Annotated in this window: 16 protein-coding genes; 15 read left to right on the forward strand and 1 reads right to left on the reverse strand. The window is 46.8% G+C overall.

Annotated features, from left to right (window positions below; all coding sequences use genetic code 11):
* The first annotated feature begins 2 nt into the window (after positions 1 to 2).
* From JHJ32_RS14175 to JHJ32_RS14245, 15 genes are all read left to right on the forward strand, one after another.
* On the forward strand, positions 3 to 1,736 hold the full coding sequence (locus JHJ32_RS14175; protein ID WP_200121377.1) for a tetratricopeptide repeat protein: 1,734 nt from the start codon (positions 3 to 5) through the stop codon (positions 1,734 to 1,736).
* Positions 1,737 to 1,835: 99 nt separating this feature from the next.
* Positions 1,836 to 2,213 (forward strand): NADH-quinone oxidoreductase subunit A, encoded by a 378-nt coding sequence (locus JHJ32_RS14180; RefSeq protein ID WP_079717951.1) that lies wholly within the window; start codon positions 1,836 to 1,838, stop codon positions 2,211 to 2,213.
* Between the two features lie 120 nt (positions 2,214 to 2,333).
* A complete protein-coding gene (locus JHJ32_RS14185) occupies positions 2,334 to 2,885 on the forward strand; it encodes an NADH-quinone oxidoreductase subunit B (protein ID WP_079717950.1) in 552 nt (183 codons plus the stop codon).
* On the forward strand, positions 2,878 to 3,381 hold the full coding sequence (locus JHJ32_RS14190; RefSeq protein WP_200121378.1) for an NADH-quinone oxidoreductase subunit C: 504 nt from the start codon (positions 2,878 to 2,880) through the stop codon (positions 3,379 to 3,381). Before JHJ32_RS14185 ends, JHJ32_RS14190 begins: the two co-directional genes overlap by 8 nt.
* Before the next feature lie 11 nt (positions 3,382 to 3,392).
* Positions 3,393 to 4,634, forward strand: coding sequence for an NADH-quinone oxidoreductase subunit D (locus JHJ32_RS14195; protein WP_200121379.1), 1,242 nt, complete (start codon positions 3,393 to 3,395; stop codon positions 4,632 to 4,634).
* On the forward strand, positions 4,627 to 5,154 hold the full coding sequence (gene nuoE / locus JHJ32_RS14200) for an NAD(P)H-dependent oxidoreductase subunit E (protein ID WP_079717947.1): 528 nt from the start codon (positions 4,627 to 4,629) through the stop codon (positions 5,152 to 5,154). Before JHJ32_RS14195 ends, nuoE begins: the two co-directional genes overlap by 8 nt.
* Before the next feature lie 32 nt (positions 5,155 to 5,186).
* Positions 5,187 to 6,539 carry an NADH-quinone oxidoreductase subunit NuoF gene (gene nuoF / locus JHJ32_RS14205; RefSeq protein ID WP_200121380.1) on the forward strand — a complete coding sequence of 451 codons (1,353 nt, stop codon included), beginning with the start codon at positions 5,187 to 5,189 and terminating at the stop codon, positions 6,537 to 6,539.
* A 129-nt stretch (positions 6,540 to 6,668) separates the two neighbouring features.
* On the forward strand, positions 6,669 to 7,682 hold the full coding sequence (locus JHJ32_RS14210) for a 2Fe-2S iron-sulfur cluster-binding protein (RefSeq protein ID WP_200121381.1): 1,014 nt from the start codon (positions 6,669 to 6,671) through the stop codon (positions 7,680 to 7,682).
* A 48-nt stretch (positions 7,683 to 7,730) separates the two neighbouring features.
* Complete coding sequence (gene nuoH / locus JHJ32_RS14215; protein WP_079717945.1) at positions 7,731 to 8,768, forward strand: NADH-quinone oxidoreductase subunit NuoH; 1,038 nt, start codon at positions 7,731 to 7,733, stop codon at positions 8,766 to 8,768.
* A 23-nt stretch (positions 8,769 to 8,791) separates the two neighbouring features.
* Positions 8,792 to 9,301, forward strand: a complete 510-nt coding sequence (locus JHJ32_RS14220) for an NADH-quinone oxidoreductase subunit I (RefSeq protein WP_200121454.1) — start codon at positions 8,792 to 8,794, stop codon at positions 9,299 to 9,301.
* Between the two features lie 40 nt (positions 9,302 to 9,341).
* Positions 9,342 to 9,839, forward strand: coding sequence for an NADH-quinone oxidoreductase subunit J (locus JHJ32_RS14225; RefSeq protein WP_200121382.1), 498 nt, complete (start codon positions 9,342 to 9,344; stop codon positions 9,837 to 9,839).
* Positions 9,840 to 10,169: an NADH-quinone oxidoreductase subunit NuoK gene (nuoK, locus tag JHJ32_RS14230; RefSeq protein WP_079717943.1), complete on the forward strand. Its 330-nt coding sequence runs from the start codon at positions 9,840 to 9,842 to the stop codon at positions 10,167 to 10,169.
* A 103-nt stretch (positions 10,170 to 10,272) separates the two neighbouring features.
* The gene (gene nuoL, locus JHJ32_RS14235; protein ID WP_200121383.1) at positions 10,273 to 12,192 is read left to right on the forward strand and encodes an NADH-quinone oxidoreductase subunit L; all 1,920 of its coding nucleotides are present in this window, start codon (positions 10,273 to 10,275) and stop codon (positions 12,190 to 12,192) included.
* Positions 12,193 to 12,216: 24 nt separating this feature from the next.
* Positions 12,217 to 13,674, forward strand: coding sequence for a NuoM family protein (locus JHJ32_RS14240; RefSeq protein ID WP_079717941.1), 1,458 nt, complete (start codon positions 12,217 to 12,219; stop codon positions 13,672 to 13,674).
* A gap of 61 nt (positions 13,675 to 13,735) precedes the next feature.
* Positions 13,736 to 15,115 carry an NADH-quinone oxidoreductase subunit N gene (locus JHJ32_RS14245; RefSeq protein WP_200121384.1) on the forward strand — a complete coding sequence of 460 codons (1,380 nt, stop codon included), beginning with the start codon at positions 13,736 to 13,738 and terminating at the stop codon, positions 15,113 to 15,115.
* A gap of 3 nt (positions 15,116 to 15,118) precedes the next feature.
* Here JHJ32_RS14245 and JHJ32_RS14250 read toward each other — a convergent pair whose 3' ends face one another.
* Entirely contained in the window at positions 15,119 to 16,063 is a 945-nt protein-coding gene (locus tag JHJ32_RS14250; RefSeq protein ID WP_200121385.1) for a transglutaminase family protein, read from the reverse strand.
* Between the last annotated feature and the right edge of the window lie 14 nt (positions 16,064 to 16,077).

Here is a 16,077-nt window from a genome sequence, read left to right on the forward strand (position 1 = left end):
AAATGATGAAAAAAGCAATGATATGGGGTATATCCCTTGCTTTTGTGATTACGGGAGTACGTGCGCAGAGCTTGGACGATGCGAGGAAGGCCATAGATGCCGAACAATTCGCTCAGGCCAAAGGAATGTTGGAAACACTTGTAAAAAACAAGCCCAAAGCTGGAGAGAACTATTTTTATTTAGGGCTTGTCTATATACATAATGAACATTTGGATTCCGCATTAAACGTTTTTAATCAAGGATTGGCAGCTGATCCCAAAAACAACCTGAATAAAGTAGGGCAAGGGATCGTAGATTTGTACAACGAGAATGCGAGTGCAGCTGCAACAAAATTTGCCGAAGCGACTTCGGGATTGAAACGGAGAGATTATTTGGAGCTGTACCACATTGGAAGGGCTTATATCGATGCACCACAGCCAGATTACCAAAAGGCGGTGGAATATCTCGATCAGGCCAAAGCCAAAAACAACCAAGATCCGTTGATTCCTTTGGCATTGGGTGATGCCTATTTTGGGCTGAAGAACAACAGCATGGCATACAAGAGCTATCGGGACGCTACAGTGCTTGATAATACGCTTACGCGTGCCCGTGTGCAGATGCAAGTGATCACCCGGGGGTCACATGCGTGGCAGGAAGCTATTGACGGCTTGAAACAAATTGCTTCCGAGGTGCCGGACTACGCACCGACCTATAGGGAACTGGCAGAGACGTACCACGCGTGGGCCAATACGGCTACTACGAGTGAGGACTACGCAGCACGGAATAAAGAAGCTGTGGCATTCTACAAGCAATACATGGATAAAACCGATTATACGGTAGATTCACGGATTCGCTACGCCGACTTCTTGGTGTACGTAAAAGACTACGAAGAGCTGCAGGCGCAAGCCGCTGAACTGGCCCAATTGGAGGATGTAAATCCAAAGATATTACGTTACTTGGGTTATTCGGCTTATGAAAACAAGCAGTACCAAGAAAGTAAAGAGGCGTTGGAGAAAATGTTCACCCGCATGGAGGAAGAGCGGATTATTTCGCTTGATTACCTGCATTTAGGGCTGGCAGACATTAATATCGCCGTAGAACAGGATCCGGTAGATGAAGCCCTTTTCGATAAGGGGATTGCGCAATTGGAAAAGGCGGTAGCTATCGATTCTTCTATCGCCGATGACTTACATGAGGTAGGTATGGATCTTGTTACCAATAAAAAGAAGTATGCGTTGGCGGCGAAGGTGTTTGAAATACCTGCGACTACACCCACTTCGCGGAATCATGTTTACGACAATTTTTATCTTGGCTTCGCTACCTATTACGGTGCGGCAACCAAGCAATTGGCCGAGGAGCCGGCCCGTACTGAATGGCTCAAAAAAGCCGATACAGCGCTCGGACTGGTTATCGAAAAGGCACCGACCACTCAGGATGCTTACCTGTTCAGGGCTCGGGTAAACAATCTGTTGGACGATAGTGAAAAGCCACAAGGATTGGCTGCCCCTTACTTTTTGAAATATATCGAAGTGGTAAAAGAAAAGGGCGATGCTGAGGTGCAAAAAGCGAAGAACAATTTCATTGAAATATATAACAACCTGGCGGCTATCGCTGCGAAGAACGGTGAATACCAACAAGCCCGCGATTACCTAAACGAAACGTTGAAGTTGGATCCGGCAAACGAGTATGCTAAGCAAACATTGCAATATCTTGAGCAGGCGTCAGCAGCTTCAACAGGTGGTTCGACGGGTCAGTAAATTTCCGGTTAATTACTAATAAATTGAATGTATAAAGCGCTAATTTTTAAAATTAGCGCTTTATTTTTTAGCTTTGTGGCATCTCTTAATTAGCGTAGTATGGAACCAGAAGTACAAAGTATGCCCAGTGATTATTTACCGATTTTAATTCAGTTTGGGGTTGCTATCCTTTTTTCCGCAGGCGTGATTCTGTTGACCCATTTCATTGGTCCCAAGGTAAAGACAGAAACCAAGCTCGGTGCATTCGAATCGGGCGTTGAGGTGATAGGAAATGCCAGGCAACCTTTTTCAATCAAATACTTCATTGTGGCAATCCTATTTGTGATTTTTGATATCGAGGTCATTTTTATGTATCCTTGGGCCGTTAATTTCCGTGAATTTGGATTGTCAGGTTTGATTGAGATGTTTGTGTTCATGGCACTGCTTCTTCTCGGGTTTATCTATGTGATTAAAAAACGGGTATTGGACTGGGAATAAACACCTTTAGAACGTTTCTAAATAATATAATTAGCCGTTTAAAAGGGCAATATATTGTAGATTTGTACTCATCAGTGTGTGACTGATGAGTTTTTTTATTAAGAAAGGTAAGGGGTTAGCATGAGTGATATAAAAATGGCGGAAGCTCCTCCCGGTATTCAAGGATCTGGTTTTTTCGCAACATCATTGGATAAAGCTATCGGATTGGCGAGAGCCAATTCACTGTGGCCGTTGCCATTCGCAACATCGTGTTGTGGCATTGAGTTTATGGCTACAATGGCCGCAACTTACGATGCGGGGCGTTTTGGGATGGAACGAAACAGCTTTTCTCCTCGACAAGCAGATATGCTGATGGTAATGGGGACCATCGCAAAGAAGATGGGGCCCGTGCTCCGGCAGGTGTACTCGCAAATGGCCGAACCTCGGTGGGTGATTGCTGTTGGCGCATGTGCGTCAAGCGGGGGAATATTCGATACTTATTCGGTGTTACAGGGGATTGATGAAATCATTCCTGTAGACGTATATGTGCCGGGGTGTCCGCCTAGACCGGAAGCCATCCTGGACGGCGTAATGCGGCTGCAGGAGATTGTAAAGAACGAACCATTAAACAGAAGGCAAACGCCCGAGTATAAGGCGTTGCTGGAAAAATACGGATTCCATACGAATGGCTAAACTGAGCAATGATAGCGTTATCGGGCGACTCAATACGCGCTTTGAAAATCGGTTCAATCAAATTGAAGACTCTTATGGGTTGCTTACCATTGAGACAGGGAAAGAGGATATTCTGGATATACTCGAGTTTCTAAAAACCGATGGCGAACTGCAGTTTAATTACCTTACGGATATTACGGCCGTACACTACCCCGATTTGCCCAAGGAATTTGCGGTGGTCTATCACCTGCATAGTTTGGTAAATAACGTGAGGATACGTATAAAAGTGTTTCTGGATGGCGCATATCCGGCTATCCCCACCGCTACGGTACTATGGGATGGTGCCAACTGGATGGAACGCGAAACGTATGATTTTTTTGGAATCCAGTTTGTGGGGCATCCCGATTTGCGTCGGATATTGAATGTTGATGATATGGACGTATTCCCGATGCGGAAAGAATATCCATTGGAGGACCCCAACCGAATGGATAAAGGGGATTATTTTTTCGGTAGATAAACGGTTTCGATATGAGTGATGCTATCAGCAAGATTAAATTAACAGACAACAGGCCGATCTTTATCGACAATGATCCGCAGGACGAGCTTTTTACGCTCAACCTCGGGCCTACGCACCCTGCTACACATGGTGTATTCCAGAACGTATTGCAAGTGGATGGCGAACGAATCATTAGTGGGGTGTCGACCATTGGTTATATCCATCGGGCGTTTGAAAAAATAGCCGAGCGGCGCGCTTACTATCAGATTACGACATTGACCGATCGGCTGAACTACTGCTCTTCGCCTATCAATAACATGGGATGGCATATGACGGTAGAAAAGTTGTTGGATATCGAGCTGCCCAAACGGGTCCAATACATGCGCGTAATCATCATGGAGTTGTCGCGTATTGCCGATCATATCATTTGCAACGGCATCCTTGGGGTCGATACCGGCACGTTTGCCGGATTTATTCCGATGATGGTAAAACGCGAATTTATCTATGAAATATTCGAAGAAATATGTGGGGCGCGACTGACGACTAATATCGGGCGTATCGGTGGGTTTGAACGGGATTTCAATGAGGTGGCTTTTGCGAAGATCAGGGAGTTTGTTAACGAATTTCCCGCAGTGTTGAAGGAGTTTGAAGCACTGTTGGAACGCAATCGTATATTTATTGATCGGACTTCAGGTGTGGCCGCCGTAGATGCCGAAACAGCGCTTAGTTACAGCTGGAGCGGCCCAATTCTGAGGGCCACAGGCGTAGATTATGACGTGCGCGCCAACGAACCTTACTCTTCGTACGAGGAATTTGATTTTGAGGTTCCTGTAGGTACAAATGGGGATGTTTACGACCGGTTTTTGGTGCGTAATCATGAAATGTGGCAAAGCTTGCGAATCATTGAACAGGCCTTGGCTAAAATAGAAAGGGAACCTAAGGGTGTATTTCACGCGGACGTTCCAGACTTCTACCTTCCGCCAAAAGAGCAGGTATACAATAACATGGAGGCGCTTATCTACCACTTTAAAATTGTGATGGGTGAAATAGATGCGCCAAAGAAGGAATTGTATCACTGTGTTGAGGGGGCCAATGGCGAGCTGGGCTTTTATTTAATCAGTGACGGTGGCCGCTCACCTTATCGCCTGCATTTCCGGAGACCCTCGTTTATCAATTACCAGATGTACGCACCCATGAGCAGTGGGATGTTGTTATCTGATGCTATCATCAACATGAGTAGTTTAAACATTATAGCAGGAGAACTTGATGCTTAGTGTGAAACATAACGAACCCGTGGAGTTCACGGAAGAAATGCTCGGCAAGTTTGCCGAAATCGTATCGCGTTATCCGGAGGGAAGACAGAAATCGGCGTTGCTGCCTATCTTGCACGAAGTACAGGCCAAGTATGGGTGGTTGAGCGTTCCTGCCATGGATAGCGTAGCCGCATACCTAAATCTTGAGTCAATCGAGGTCTACGAGGTCGCGACGTTTTACACCATGTTTTTCCTGCAACCGCAAGGGAAATATGTATTGGAGGTCTGTCGTACAGGGCCGTGCTGTCTGGTAGGTGCCGAACGCATCATGAAGCACATTGAACACAGGCTCGGTGTAAAGGAAGGTGAAGTGACTCCCGACGGGTTGTTTAGTTGGCGTGGAGTGGAGTGTTTGGCGGCTTGTGGCTATGGACCTGTGCTGCAAATCGGACCTGAATATACGTTTTACGAAAACCTTACCGAAGAAAGCGTAGACAAACTGATTGAAGAATTAACAGAAAAAGCCAAGGTAAACGGTTGACCATCGGAAAGCCAAGGTTGAAAGCTGATATTATGACACGTAAGTTATTATTGACACATATTCATGTTCCTGGTATCCATACCTTCGAAGTATACCGCCAACAAGGGGGGTATCGTGCCGTGGAAAAGGCCTTGAAGACACTTACGCCCGAAGAAGTGGTGGAAGAGGTGAAGAAATCAGGACTGCGCGGGCGTGGTGGGGCAGGTTTCCCGACCGGTATGAAATGGAGCTTTTTAGCTAAACCGGAAGGTGTGCCGCGCTATCTGGTCTGCAATGCCGATGAATCGGAGCCCGGAACATTCAAGGATCGTTATTTAATGACCCATATCCCGCATGCGTTGATTGAAGGCATGATTGTGTCAAGCTATGCGTTGGGAGCAAATACTTCCTACATCTACGTACGGGGAGAAATGATGCCTCAGATACGGATTCTCGAACGGGCAATTGCCGAGGCAAAAAATGCCGGCTTCCTCGGTAAGAATATTTTGGGTAGCGGCTATGACCTTGAGCTGTATGTACAGCCTGGAGGCGGAGCTTACATCTGCGGGGAGGAAACGGCCTTACTGGAGTCGCTGGAGGGTAAGCGCGGCAATCCGAGAATAAAACCACCATTCCCGGCAGTTTCGGGATTGTATAATTGTCCCACGGTAGTGAATAACGTTGAATCTATCGCGGCTACTGTGCCAATTATCAATGAAGGTGGGGAAGAGTATGCAAAAATAGGTATCGAACGTAGCACCGGCACGAAACTGATTTCTGCTAGTGGCAATCTGAACAAGCCGGGCGTCTACGAAATCGAATTGGGATTACCTGTTGAAGAGTTTATTTATTCGGATGAGTATTGCGGAGGTATTGCCAATGGCAAACGCTTGAAGGCGGTCGTGGCCGGGGGATCTTCAGTGCCAATATTACCTGCGAACTTGATTTTGAAGACACTGAAAGGCGAATCCCGCTTGATGACCTACGAATCATTAGCTGATGGTGGGTTCCAAAGCGGTACGATGTTGGGATCCGGCGGATTTATCGCTTTTGACGAGGATCAGTGTATTGTGCGCAATACCTGGAATTTCACACGGTTTTATCATCATGAAAGTTGTGGGCAATGTTCGCCATGTCGAGAAGGTACCGGCTGGATGGAAAAGGTGCTTCACAAAATCGAGTTTGGTCATGGTTCATACAGCGATATTGATTTGTTGGTGGATGTATCCAAGAAAATCGAGGGCAATACCATATGTCCGTTGGGCGATGCAGCGGCTTGGCCGGTAGCAAGTGCTATCCGCCATTTTAGAGACGAGTTTGAATGGCACATCACCAATGGGCATGAGGCACAGCGCCGTAATTATGGTTTGGCGCATTATGCAGACCCTCTTGAACCGGTGATGTAAGCTACGCGACGTGCCGGATTGCACATAGTAATGCAGAAGCTGGACGTACGTGCGTATAGAACAAAATACTTAACGGTAGGCTAATGATCGGCTGGAAGCTGATTAAGACCGAACCCAAAGCTGAAGAAGATGGCTGAAGACGTAAAATTCAAGGTAAATATTGACGGTATCCCGGTGGAAGTCCCTCCAGGGACGACCATATTGAATGCCGCCCGGCTGATTGGAGGTGATATTGTGCCCCCAGCCATGTGCTATTATTCGAAATTACAAGGCAGTGGGGGTAAATGCCGTACATGCCTGGTGAAGGTAAGCAAGGGGTCGGACAAGGATCCCCGCCCTATGCCGAAGCTAGTGGCTTCATGCCGTACCACGGTCATGGATGGAATGGAGGTGCAGAATATCACGTCGCCCGAGGTCATTGAGGCCAGAAAAGGGGTGGTGGAAATGCTGCTTATCAACCACCCGCTGGATTGCCCGATATGTGACCAGGCTGGTGAATGCCATCTACAAGACTTAGGCTATGAGCATGGGCTAGCCAGCACCCGCTATGAGTTTGAGCGGAGAACGTTCAATAAAATTGATATCGGAGATAAAGTGCAGTTGCACATGACGCGCTGCATCCTTTGCTATCGCTGTGTGTTTGTGGCTGACCAACTTACCCCCCAGCGTGTGCATGGTATCTTGGGAAGGGGAGATGCAGCGGAGATTTCAACTTATATAGAGAAGGCTATCGACAACGAGTTTTCGGGTAACGTCATCGACGTGTGCCCGGTTGGGGCATTGACGGATAAGACTTTCCGGTTTAAAAACCGCGTATGGTTTACGAAGCCGGTTGAGGCCCACCGCGATTGTCCGACATGCAGCGGAAAGGTGACCTTGTGGTACAAAGGGGAAGAGGTGCTTCGCGTCACGGCGCGTAAAGACGAGTACGGCGAGGTAGAGGAATTTATCTGCAATACCTGCCGGTTTGAAAAGAAGGCAACATCGGATTGGGTGATAGAAGGGCCCCGCGAGGTAAAACGTACTTCGGTAATTTCCCTCAATCACTACGCAGAGCTGAATCCGCCTGCCGTAGTTAAGAAAAACCTGATGCTGCAGGAGGCAAATAAGGAACAATTCGAACGGGCCAAGGAGTTGCTATAAGTTGGTATAACGTCGCGCAATGCGATAAACGGAACATATTTTTTAACTATGGAGTCTGCTTTATTGGTAGAAAAAACGATTTTGGTGGTGGCAGTGTTTGCCATTACGCTAGTAATAGCCATGTATTCTACGTTGGTAGAACGGAAAGTGGCTGGCTTTATGCAGGCGCGTTTCGGCCCGGATCGCGCCGGCCCCTTTGGTATTTTGCAGCCGCTTTGTGATGGCGGAAAGTTTTTCTTTAAAGAAGAAATCATCCCTGCGGGCGCTCATAAATTTCTATTTATTATTGGGCCGGCGGTAGCGATGTTCACGGCATGTATCAGCAGCGCGGTGATTCCTTGGGGGCAAGAGCTAACAATCGGTGATCGTGTGATTACGCTGCAGGTTGCTGATATTAATGTGGGCGTCCTTTATATTTTTGGAGTCGTTGCATTAGGCGTGTATGGCATCATGATTGGCGGCTGGGCCTCCAACAACAAATATTCGTTGATGGGCGCTGTACGCGCGGCATCCCAGAGTATCAGTTACGAAATCGGCATGGGGCTTTCCTTAATTGCATTGTTGATGGTGACTGGCACACTTTCGCTCCGTGAAATCGTTGCACAACAGGAAGGCTTTGTGAATTGGAATATATGGGTACAACCCATAGGCTTTCTGATTTTCCTGGTTTGCGCATTTGCCGAATGTAATCGCGTGCCGTTTGACCTTGCTGAGTGTGAGACGGAGCTGATTGGGGGCTATAACGTTGAGTATTCTTCAATGAAGCTGGCTTTTTATATGTTTGCCGAATACATTAATATGTTCGTGTCATCCTCCCTGATGGCGGCACTTTACTTTGGTGGTTATAATTTTCCGTTTATGTATGATTTGGGGCTATCTCAAAACTGGATTACCATCATCGGAGTATTGGTGTTTTTTGCGAAAATCCTCGCCTTCATCTTTTTCTTCATGTGGATACGGTGGACAATCCCTCGTTTCCGTTATGACCAATTGATGCGGTTAGGATGGAAGATTTTAATACCTTTGGCCGTGGCTAATATTGTGTTGACTGGCATTATCACCATTGTGAAAGACACTTATTTTTAATGAGAATGGAAGGGAAAGAGATTATGCAATCACTAAGTAATAGAAAGAAGGTACTGGAGCAGAAACCCATGAATTTTTGGGAGCGGATGTATCTACCGGCCATTGCACGGGGACTTGGTATCACCATAAGGCATTTTTTTAAACCTAAGGCAACATATAAATATCCTGAGGTGCAACGGCCTTACTCAAAAAATTTCAGAGGGCAACATTCGCTTAAACGTGACGAGGAAGGGCGGGAGCGGTGTACGGCTTGTGGGCTATGTGCGCTTTCTTGCCCTGCGGAAGCAATTACGATGATTTCGGCGGAACGTAAGAAGGGCGAGGAGCACCTTTATCGGGAAGAAAAATATGCTGCTGTATACGAAATAAATATGCTGCGGTGCATATTCTGCGGACTTTGCGAGGAGGCGTGCCCCAAGGAAGCCATCTTCTTAGACGGCCCGCACGTGCCGCCCGAACAATTGCGTAAAGATTTTATTTATGGTAAAGACAAACTGGTGGAACCGCGGTTTGAATATAAAAAAAGAGCATGAAACCACAGCCTAATCAGCTGAAAAACCTTACAAAAACAGCATGAGCGTTTTTTATTTTGTAGCCTTCCTGTCGGTATTTTTTGCGCTAATGACTATCTTCACCAAGAATCCGGTACATAGCGTCCTGTATCTGGTGATTACCTTTTTTACATTTACTGTGCATTATATTTTACTGAATGCTCAGTTTTTAGCCGTAGTCAATTTTATTGTGTATATGGGGGCAATCATGGTACTGTTCCTATTCGTACTGATGCTGCTCAACCTCAATAAGGATACCGAGCCACTGAAGTCGAATCTGGTGAAATTTATGGGGGTGATTGCAGGTATGTGCTTAGTGGTCACATTGGCGGGTTCGTTCAGAGCGTTGGAGGCATCAGAATCCATCATCCTAAAAGACCCGGATATTGGCTTAGTCGGCAACTTGGGTAGGGTATTGTTTAGTGAGTTCCTCCTTCCCTTTGAGATTTCATCTATTCTCTTGTTAACCGCCATGGTAGGAGCGGTATTGTTGGCCAAAAACGATCCAAAAAAAGCTTAAATGGAAACTATCGTACAAAATATGCAGGGTATTCCGCTTAACCATTATATCCTGTTTTGTAGTGTTATTTTTGCCATCGGTGTCATTGGTGTACTGATTCGTCGAAACGTAATTATTATCATGATGTCCATTGAGTTGATGCTCAATTCGGTTAACCTATTGTTGACGGCTTTTTCGGCCTATAGTGGTGATCCTTCTGGGCAAGTGTTCGTTTTTTTCATCATGGCTTTGGCAGCGGCAGAGGTAGCAGTCGGGTTGGCGATTATCGTGATGGTGTATCGGAATACTCGTTCGGTAGATATTAATGCCTTAAACCGTTTACGGGGATAAGTGTGGTATCGCTGGTATATCCCGCTGTGTAATAGCGGGCTGTTGACATATAGCATAACATTGGTTTGAAATTTTAAGACTGAACTTATTTTAAACAATAAACATGATAGAGTTAATTTGGTTGATTCCGCTACTCCCCTTGGTTGGTTTTCTGGTCAACGGGCTCGGTAGGAATGTGTTGCCAAAATCGTTAGTCGGAATTATCGGTAGTGGTGTGGTATTGGGGGCGTTTCTGTTGAGCTGCGGCGTGTTCTCGGTGGTATATAGCGCCCGGCAAGCCGGGGAGGCGGCAACATTCACACAATTGATTTTCGATTGGATTAGTGCGGGGAATTTACATGTTTCTCTTTCGTTTTTGGTCGATCCATTGAGTGCTATCATGTTGCTCATCGTCACGGGCATTGGCTTCCTTATCCATATCTATTCAACAGGATATATGAAACATGATCCAGGATTCGCGAAGTTCTTCGCCTTCCTCAACCTGTTTGTTTTTTTCATGTTGCTGTTGGTGCTTGGATCAAACTATATCGTCATGTTTATCGGTTGGGAAGGCGTCGGACTTTGCTCGTACTTGCTGATAGGCTTTTGGTTTAAAAATTCGGTGTATGCCAGTGCGGCCAAGAAAGCTTTTGTGATGAACCGGATAGGTGATCTAGGTTTCCTCATTGCCGTGTTCCTGATTTTTGCCACGTTTGGAACCTTGGAATTTGCAGGCATATTTCCCGAGGCGGCAAATATGCCCATGGGCGATACGACGTTGTTGTTGATTACATTACTGTTGTTTGTCGCCGCTACCGGTAAGTCGGCTCAAATACCGTTGTTTACCTGGTTGCCAGATGCCATGGCTGGCCCGACGCCGGTGTCGGCGTTGATACACGCCGCTACAATGGTTACAGCTGGTATTTACATGATTGCCCGTTCCAACATCCTATTTACACTTTCGCCTATCACGCTTCAGGTGGTGGCAGCCATCGGCATTTGTACCGCTCTATTAGCTGCGGCGATCGCCATCACGCAAAACGACATCAAGAAAGTACTGGCCTATTCAACGGTTTCGCAATTGGGGTACATGTTTTTAGGTCTGGGGGTCGGGGCGTTTACCGGCGCATTTTTTCATGTCCTTACGCACGCATTTTTTAAAGCGTTGCTGTTTTTGGGGGCAGGCTCTGTGATCCACGCGATGAGCAATGAACAGGACATGCGGAGCATGGGAGGGCTTAAGAAACAGTTGCCGATCACATACCTGACGATGCTCATCGGTACCATCGCCATAGCAGGGATTCCTCCCCTTTCCGGATTTTTTTCCAAAGACGAAATATTGGCCCATGCATTTGCCGATAACAAACTGTTGTGGATGCTCGGCTTTATCGGCGCGTTGTTTACAGCATTTTATATGTTTAGGATGTTATTCCTGACGTTTTTCGGCCGGTTTAGGGGCACCGCGGAGCAGGCAAGCCATTTACATGAGTCGCCGGCGTCAATGACTGTTCCGTTGATTATTCTTGCGGTATTGGCAGCCATCGGTGGATTTATCAATGTGCCGTCGACTTTGGGAGGCGGTCACGCGTTGGCTGATTTCCTTTCTCCCGTATTTGCTGATTCGGTTGCTCAAACCGGCACATTCCATCTGGATCACAGCACGGAGTATATCCTAATGGGAGTTTCGTCGCTAGCTGCTGTATTTATGGCTGTCGTGGCCTACCGGCAATATGTGAGTAAGGTTACCATACCGGCTGCCGATGAGGTGTCCCGTGGCCTGTTGGCGCGGCTTTCCTACCGTAAGTTCTATGTGGATGAGGTCTATGATGCGTTGATTGTGCGCCCATTGAATGCCTTATCTGTATTCCTGCATCGTGTGGTCGACAAGTCGGGTATAGATGGCGTCGTCAATGGCCTGGCCAGAAGTGTTGGCGAATCTGGTAAGGGAATCCGGTTGTTGCAGAGTGGAAACGTCGGGTTTTACATCTTCATGATGGTCATCGCCGCGGTGGTGCTTTTGGCCTATGGTATTTTTAACGGTTAATCGAGACGAAGTTATATCGCGTACATGGACAATCTATTTATACTATTATTACTTCCGGTCTTTGGGGCATTGGTGCTTGCCTTTGTGCAGCAGGCGAAAGCCGCCAGGCAGTTTGCGCTCTTGGTATCATTGGTTTCGCTGGCGTTTACTATTCCATTTTTAGTGAATTTCGTGCCGGATGCCAGTATGCAATTCGAGCAACGGTTTGCTTGGATTCCGTCTCTTGGCATCCATTTCCATGTTGGAATCGACGGAATTAGCCTACCGTTGGTATTGCTGACGAATGGGCTCGTACCCTTGATTATTCTGGCGGCATTTAGTTATGATTACAAAGGCGGGTTTTATGCACTGGTCTTGTTTATGCAGGCGGGGTTGCTACTGGTATTCACCGCGTTGGACGCCTTTGCATTCTACGTCGGTTGGGAAGTAGCGTTGATACCCATTTACTTTATTTGTGCCTTGTGGGGCGGCGAAAATCGCATTCGCGTCAATCTTAAGTTTTTTATCTATACCTTTTTGGGAAGCTTGCTTATGTTGGCGGCTATTATTTACCTGCATTTGCAAGTACCCACAGATGACTATGCGTTGTCGTCGTTTTATCAGTTGGCTTTGGACTCCAGCACGCAACGTTGGATTTTCTGGGCATTTTTCCTTGCGTTCGCCATTAAGATGCCCATATTCCCGTTCCATACTTGGCAGCCGGACACCTATACGGAAGCTCCTACGGCTGGAACGATGTTGTTGGCGGGAATCATGCTTAAGATGGGGGTATATGGCGTCATCCGCTGGTTGATTCCCGTAGCGCCTCTCGGTGTCGCTGCATATGGACAACTCGCTTTGGTATTATGTATCATAGGTGTGGTTTATGCGTCGATTATCGCGTTTAAACAGCGTGATGCCAAACGCTTGGTTGCGTATTCATCGATAGCTCACGTAGGACTCATCGGCGCGGGTGTTTTTGCTTGGAATGTGCAAGGCGTACAGGGGGCCATTATTCAGATGGTCAACCACGGAATCAGTGTGGTTGGGTTATTCTTTGTGCTGGACATTGTGGCCCGTAGGCTAGGTACCAGGGATTTAGCTGCCATGGGCGGTATTGCTAAACCCGCTCCGATATTGGCAATCGTTTTTTTAGTCATTGTCATGGGGGCGGTGGGACTGCCCCTTACCAATGGTTTTGTGGGCGAATTCCTACTATTGCTTGGTGTGTACGAGTACGGTGTCTGGTATGCAGTCTTCGGGGGGCTTACCTTGATACTTGGCGCTGTTTACATGCTGAGTATGTATCAAAAGGTAATGTTTGGAGATGTCAATGAGCAAACAGCTGCTTTCCCAGACATTCGAGGTTCTGAATGGCTGGTGCTGGCAGTCATTGTGCTACTTATCATCGGCATTGGTGTGTATCCCGGCCCGCTATTGAATATATCAGAAGCGGCGGTAGCAGAATTGGTCGATAAAGTTGGATTGATAGGTAAAAACTAATATAGTATATGCCGAAGGTTATTAGATTAGCCGGAGGGATTAAAGAGATAATAAACAAAACATGAGTGCGATTATTACGCTGTCTTTATTAGCCATATTATTGTTGTATTTGGGGTTGTTCAAAGCCGGGAGATCGCTTTTACCTATTTCACTCCTGGGGCTCGCCGCTGCGCTGGTAATGTATGTCATGCAATGGGCAGGAGACGCAACGCCCATATATAGTGGCATGGTGCTTTTTGACCATTATGCTATTGCGTTTTCGGTATTATGCATTTTGGTGACCATGCTGGTCATGTTGTTGTCTAAGGGCTATTTCGATGCGGCTAGCGTGCATGTGGCTGAATACTATGCGCTGATTCTTTTTTCACTGACTGGTGCATTGCTGGTGACCTCTTTTCACAACCTGGCCATGCTGTTTATCGGCATCGAGATCATGTCAGTGGCCCTATATATTCTTGCTGGTATTAGAAAAAAGGATTTCGCTTCAAACGAAGCGGCACTTAAATACTTCTTGATGGGCGCTTTCTCAACAGGCTTTCTCCTGTTTGGCATTACTCTCCTGTATGGAGCAAGCGGCTCTTTCGACTTGGCGGCAATCAAGGCGTATGTGATAGCCAATCCGCAGGGAGTGTCGCCTTTGTTTTATGCAGGTATCTTGCTGCTGATTGTGGGGCTGGCCTTTAAGGTAGGCGCTGCTCCTTTCCATTTTTGGACGCCTGATGTCTATGATGGTGCCCCAATACTAATTACGACATTCATGAGTACCGTGGTTAAGACGGCTGCTTTTGCCGGATTTCTGCGCTTGTTTTACTTTTGCTTTATACCGTTGCACGACTTTTGGGAGCCGGTCTTATTGGTCATCACCATTATTACCTTGTTTATTGGCAATATTACGGCAATCGCTCAGCAAAGCTTCAAACGAATGCTTGCCTATTCCAGTATATCACACGCCGGATACATGTTGTTTGCCATTGTTGCGATTGGGCCGGCTGCTGCCAGCTCTGTGCTGGTATACGCCGGAGCTTACTCATTAGCATCGGTAGTGGCGTTTGGAATACTTATCTTGGTAAAGCGGGCAACGGGGAGTGACCATTTCGAGGCATTTAACGGCTTGGCGCGGAAAAACCCCTACCTTTCCGCTGCGCTTACTATTGCGATGCTTTCGCTGGCTGGAATTCCGCTCACAGCCGGTTTCATTGGAAAGTTTATGATGTTTAGCAGCGCATTGGCCGATTATCAAGTGCTATTAGTCGTACTTGCAGCTATCAATGCGGCAATGGGTATTTTTTATTATTTCCGCGTGATTGTGTCGATGTATTTCAAGCCGGCAGATCGTGACGAGGTGACGATGACGGCTCAATATCAAGCTGCCATATGGGTTGCGGTATTACTGACGGTAGTTTTAGGCGTATTTCCAACACTGCTGGCCGGGCTTATCTAAGCCCTATTGCTGTTGTTGGGTACTGATATGGTCCGAAGCTTCTACCGCTTGGGTATCAAGCAAGGGCTCTTGCTTTACGGCATTGGTGTCCTCAAATACGTGGCCGTCTTCGTAACCTACCGATACATACACAGACAAGTGTTGCCTTGTATTACCCCTGAATGTACCTTTTACCGGACTGCAATCGTTGAAATTGCGCCCTATCGCTAATTTGACGTGTGTGTTTGTGACCCAAACATTGTTGGTTGGATCAATACCGGCCCAACCATAACCGGGTATATACGCTTCCACCCACGCATGCGTAGCTCCCTCGCCTCTCATACCGTTTTTATTTGGGCAGATATACCCGCTGACATAACGACTTGGTACCCCCATGGTCCGCAATACTTGTAGCATCAAGTGCGCGAAATCTTGGCAGACGCCTGATTCGTGTTCCAAAATCTCATCTACCGTGGTTTCGATGGTGGTGATCCCTTTTACATACTTAAACCGCTTGTAAATGTACTCGCAGCATTTTTCAACGACGGTTGCTACACTTCCGCCTCCCTTCATAAGTTGGTCGACTATCTGGTCGATTGCCCACTGGTTACTGATCTGGTCGGGATAGGTCAATTCAATAAGATGGAGATTGTTCGCTACTTCGGTGTGGAGCCGATTGAAATCGCTGTGGAACTCAATTTGCAATTGGTTGGAGAGTGTTGTACGTATGATGGCTTTACTTGCAATCATCAGTGTTCGATGCGGGGCCACAAGCGAAAATTGACCGCATTTATTTCCCCAATAGTCCCGGAATAGATAGACGTCCGGCGTCTGGGTGATGGTCAGCTCCAATTGCAAAAGCTCTTGTTCTGCGCAGGCATAGGGGAAAATCCGGATTTCATTGACACTATCCATTACTGGATTGTCGTATTCGTATTTGGTGATATGGTGGATTTTGAAAATTGCCATTTGTCAATTTTTTG

Source organism: Parapedobacter sp. ISTM3, assembly GCF_016533505.1.
GTDB lineage: Bacteria > Bacteroidota > Bacteroidia > Sphingobacteriales > Sphingobacteriaceae > Parapedobacter > Parapedobacter luteus.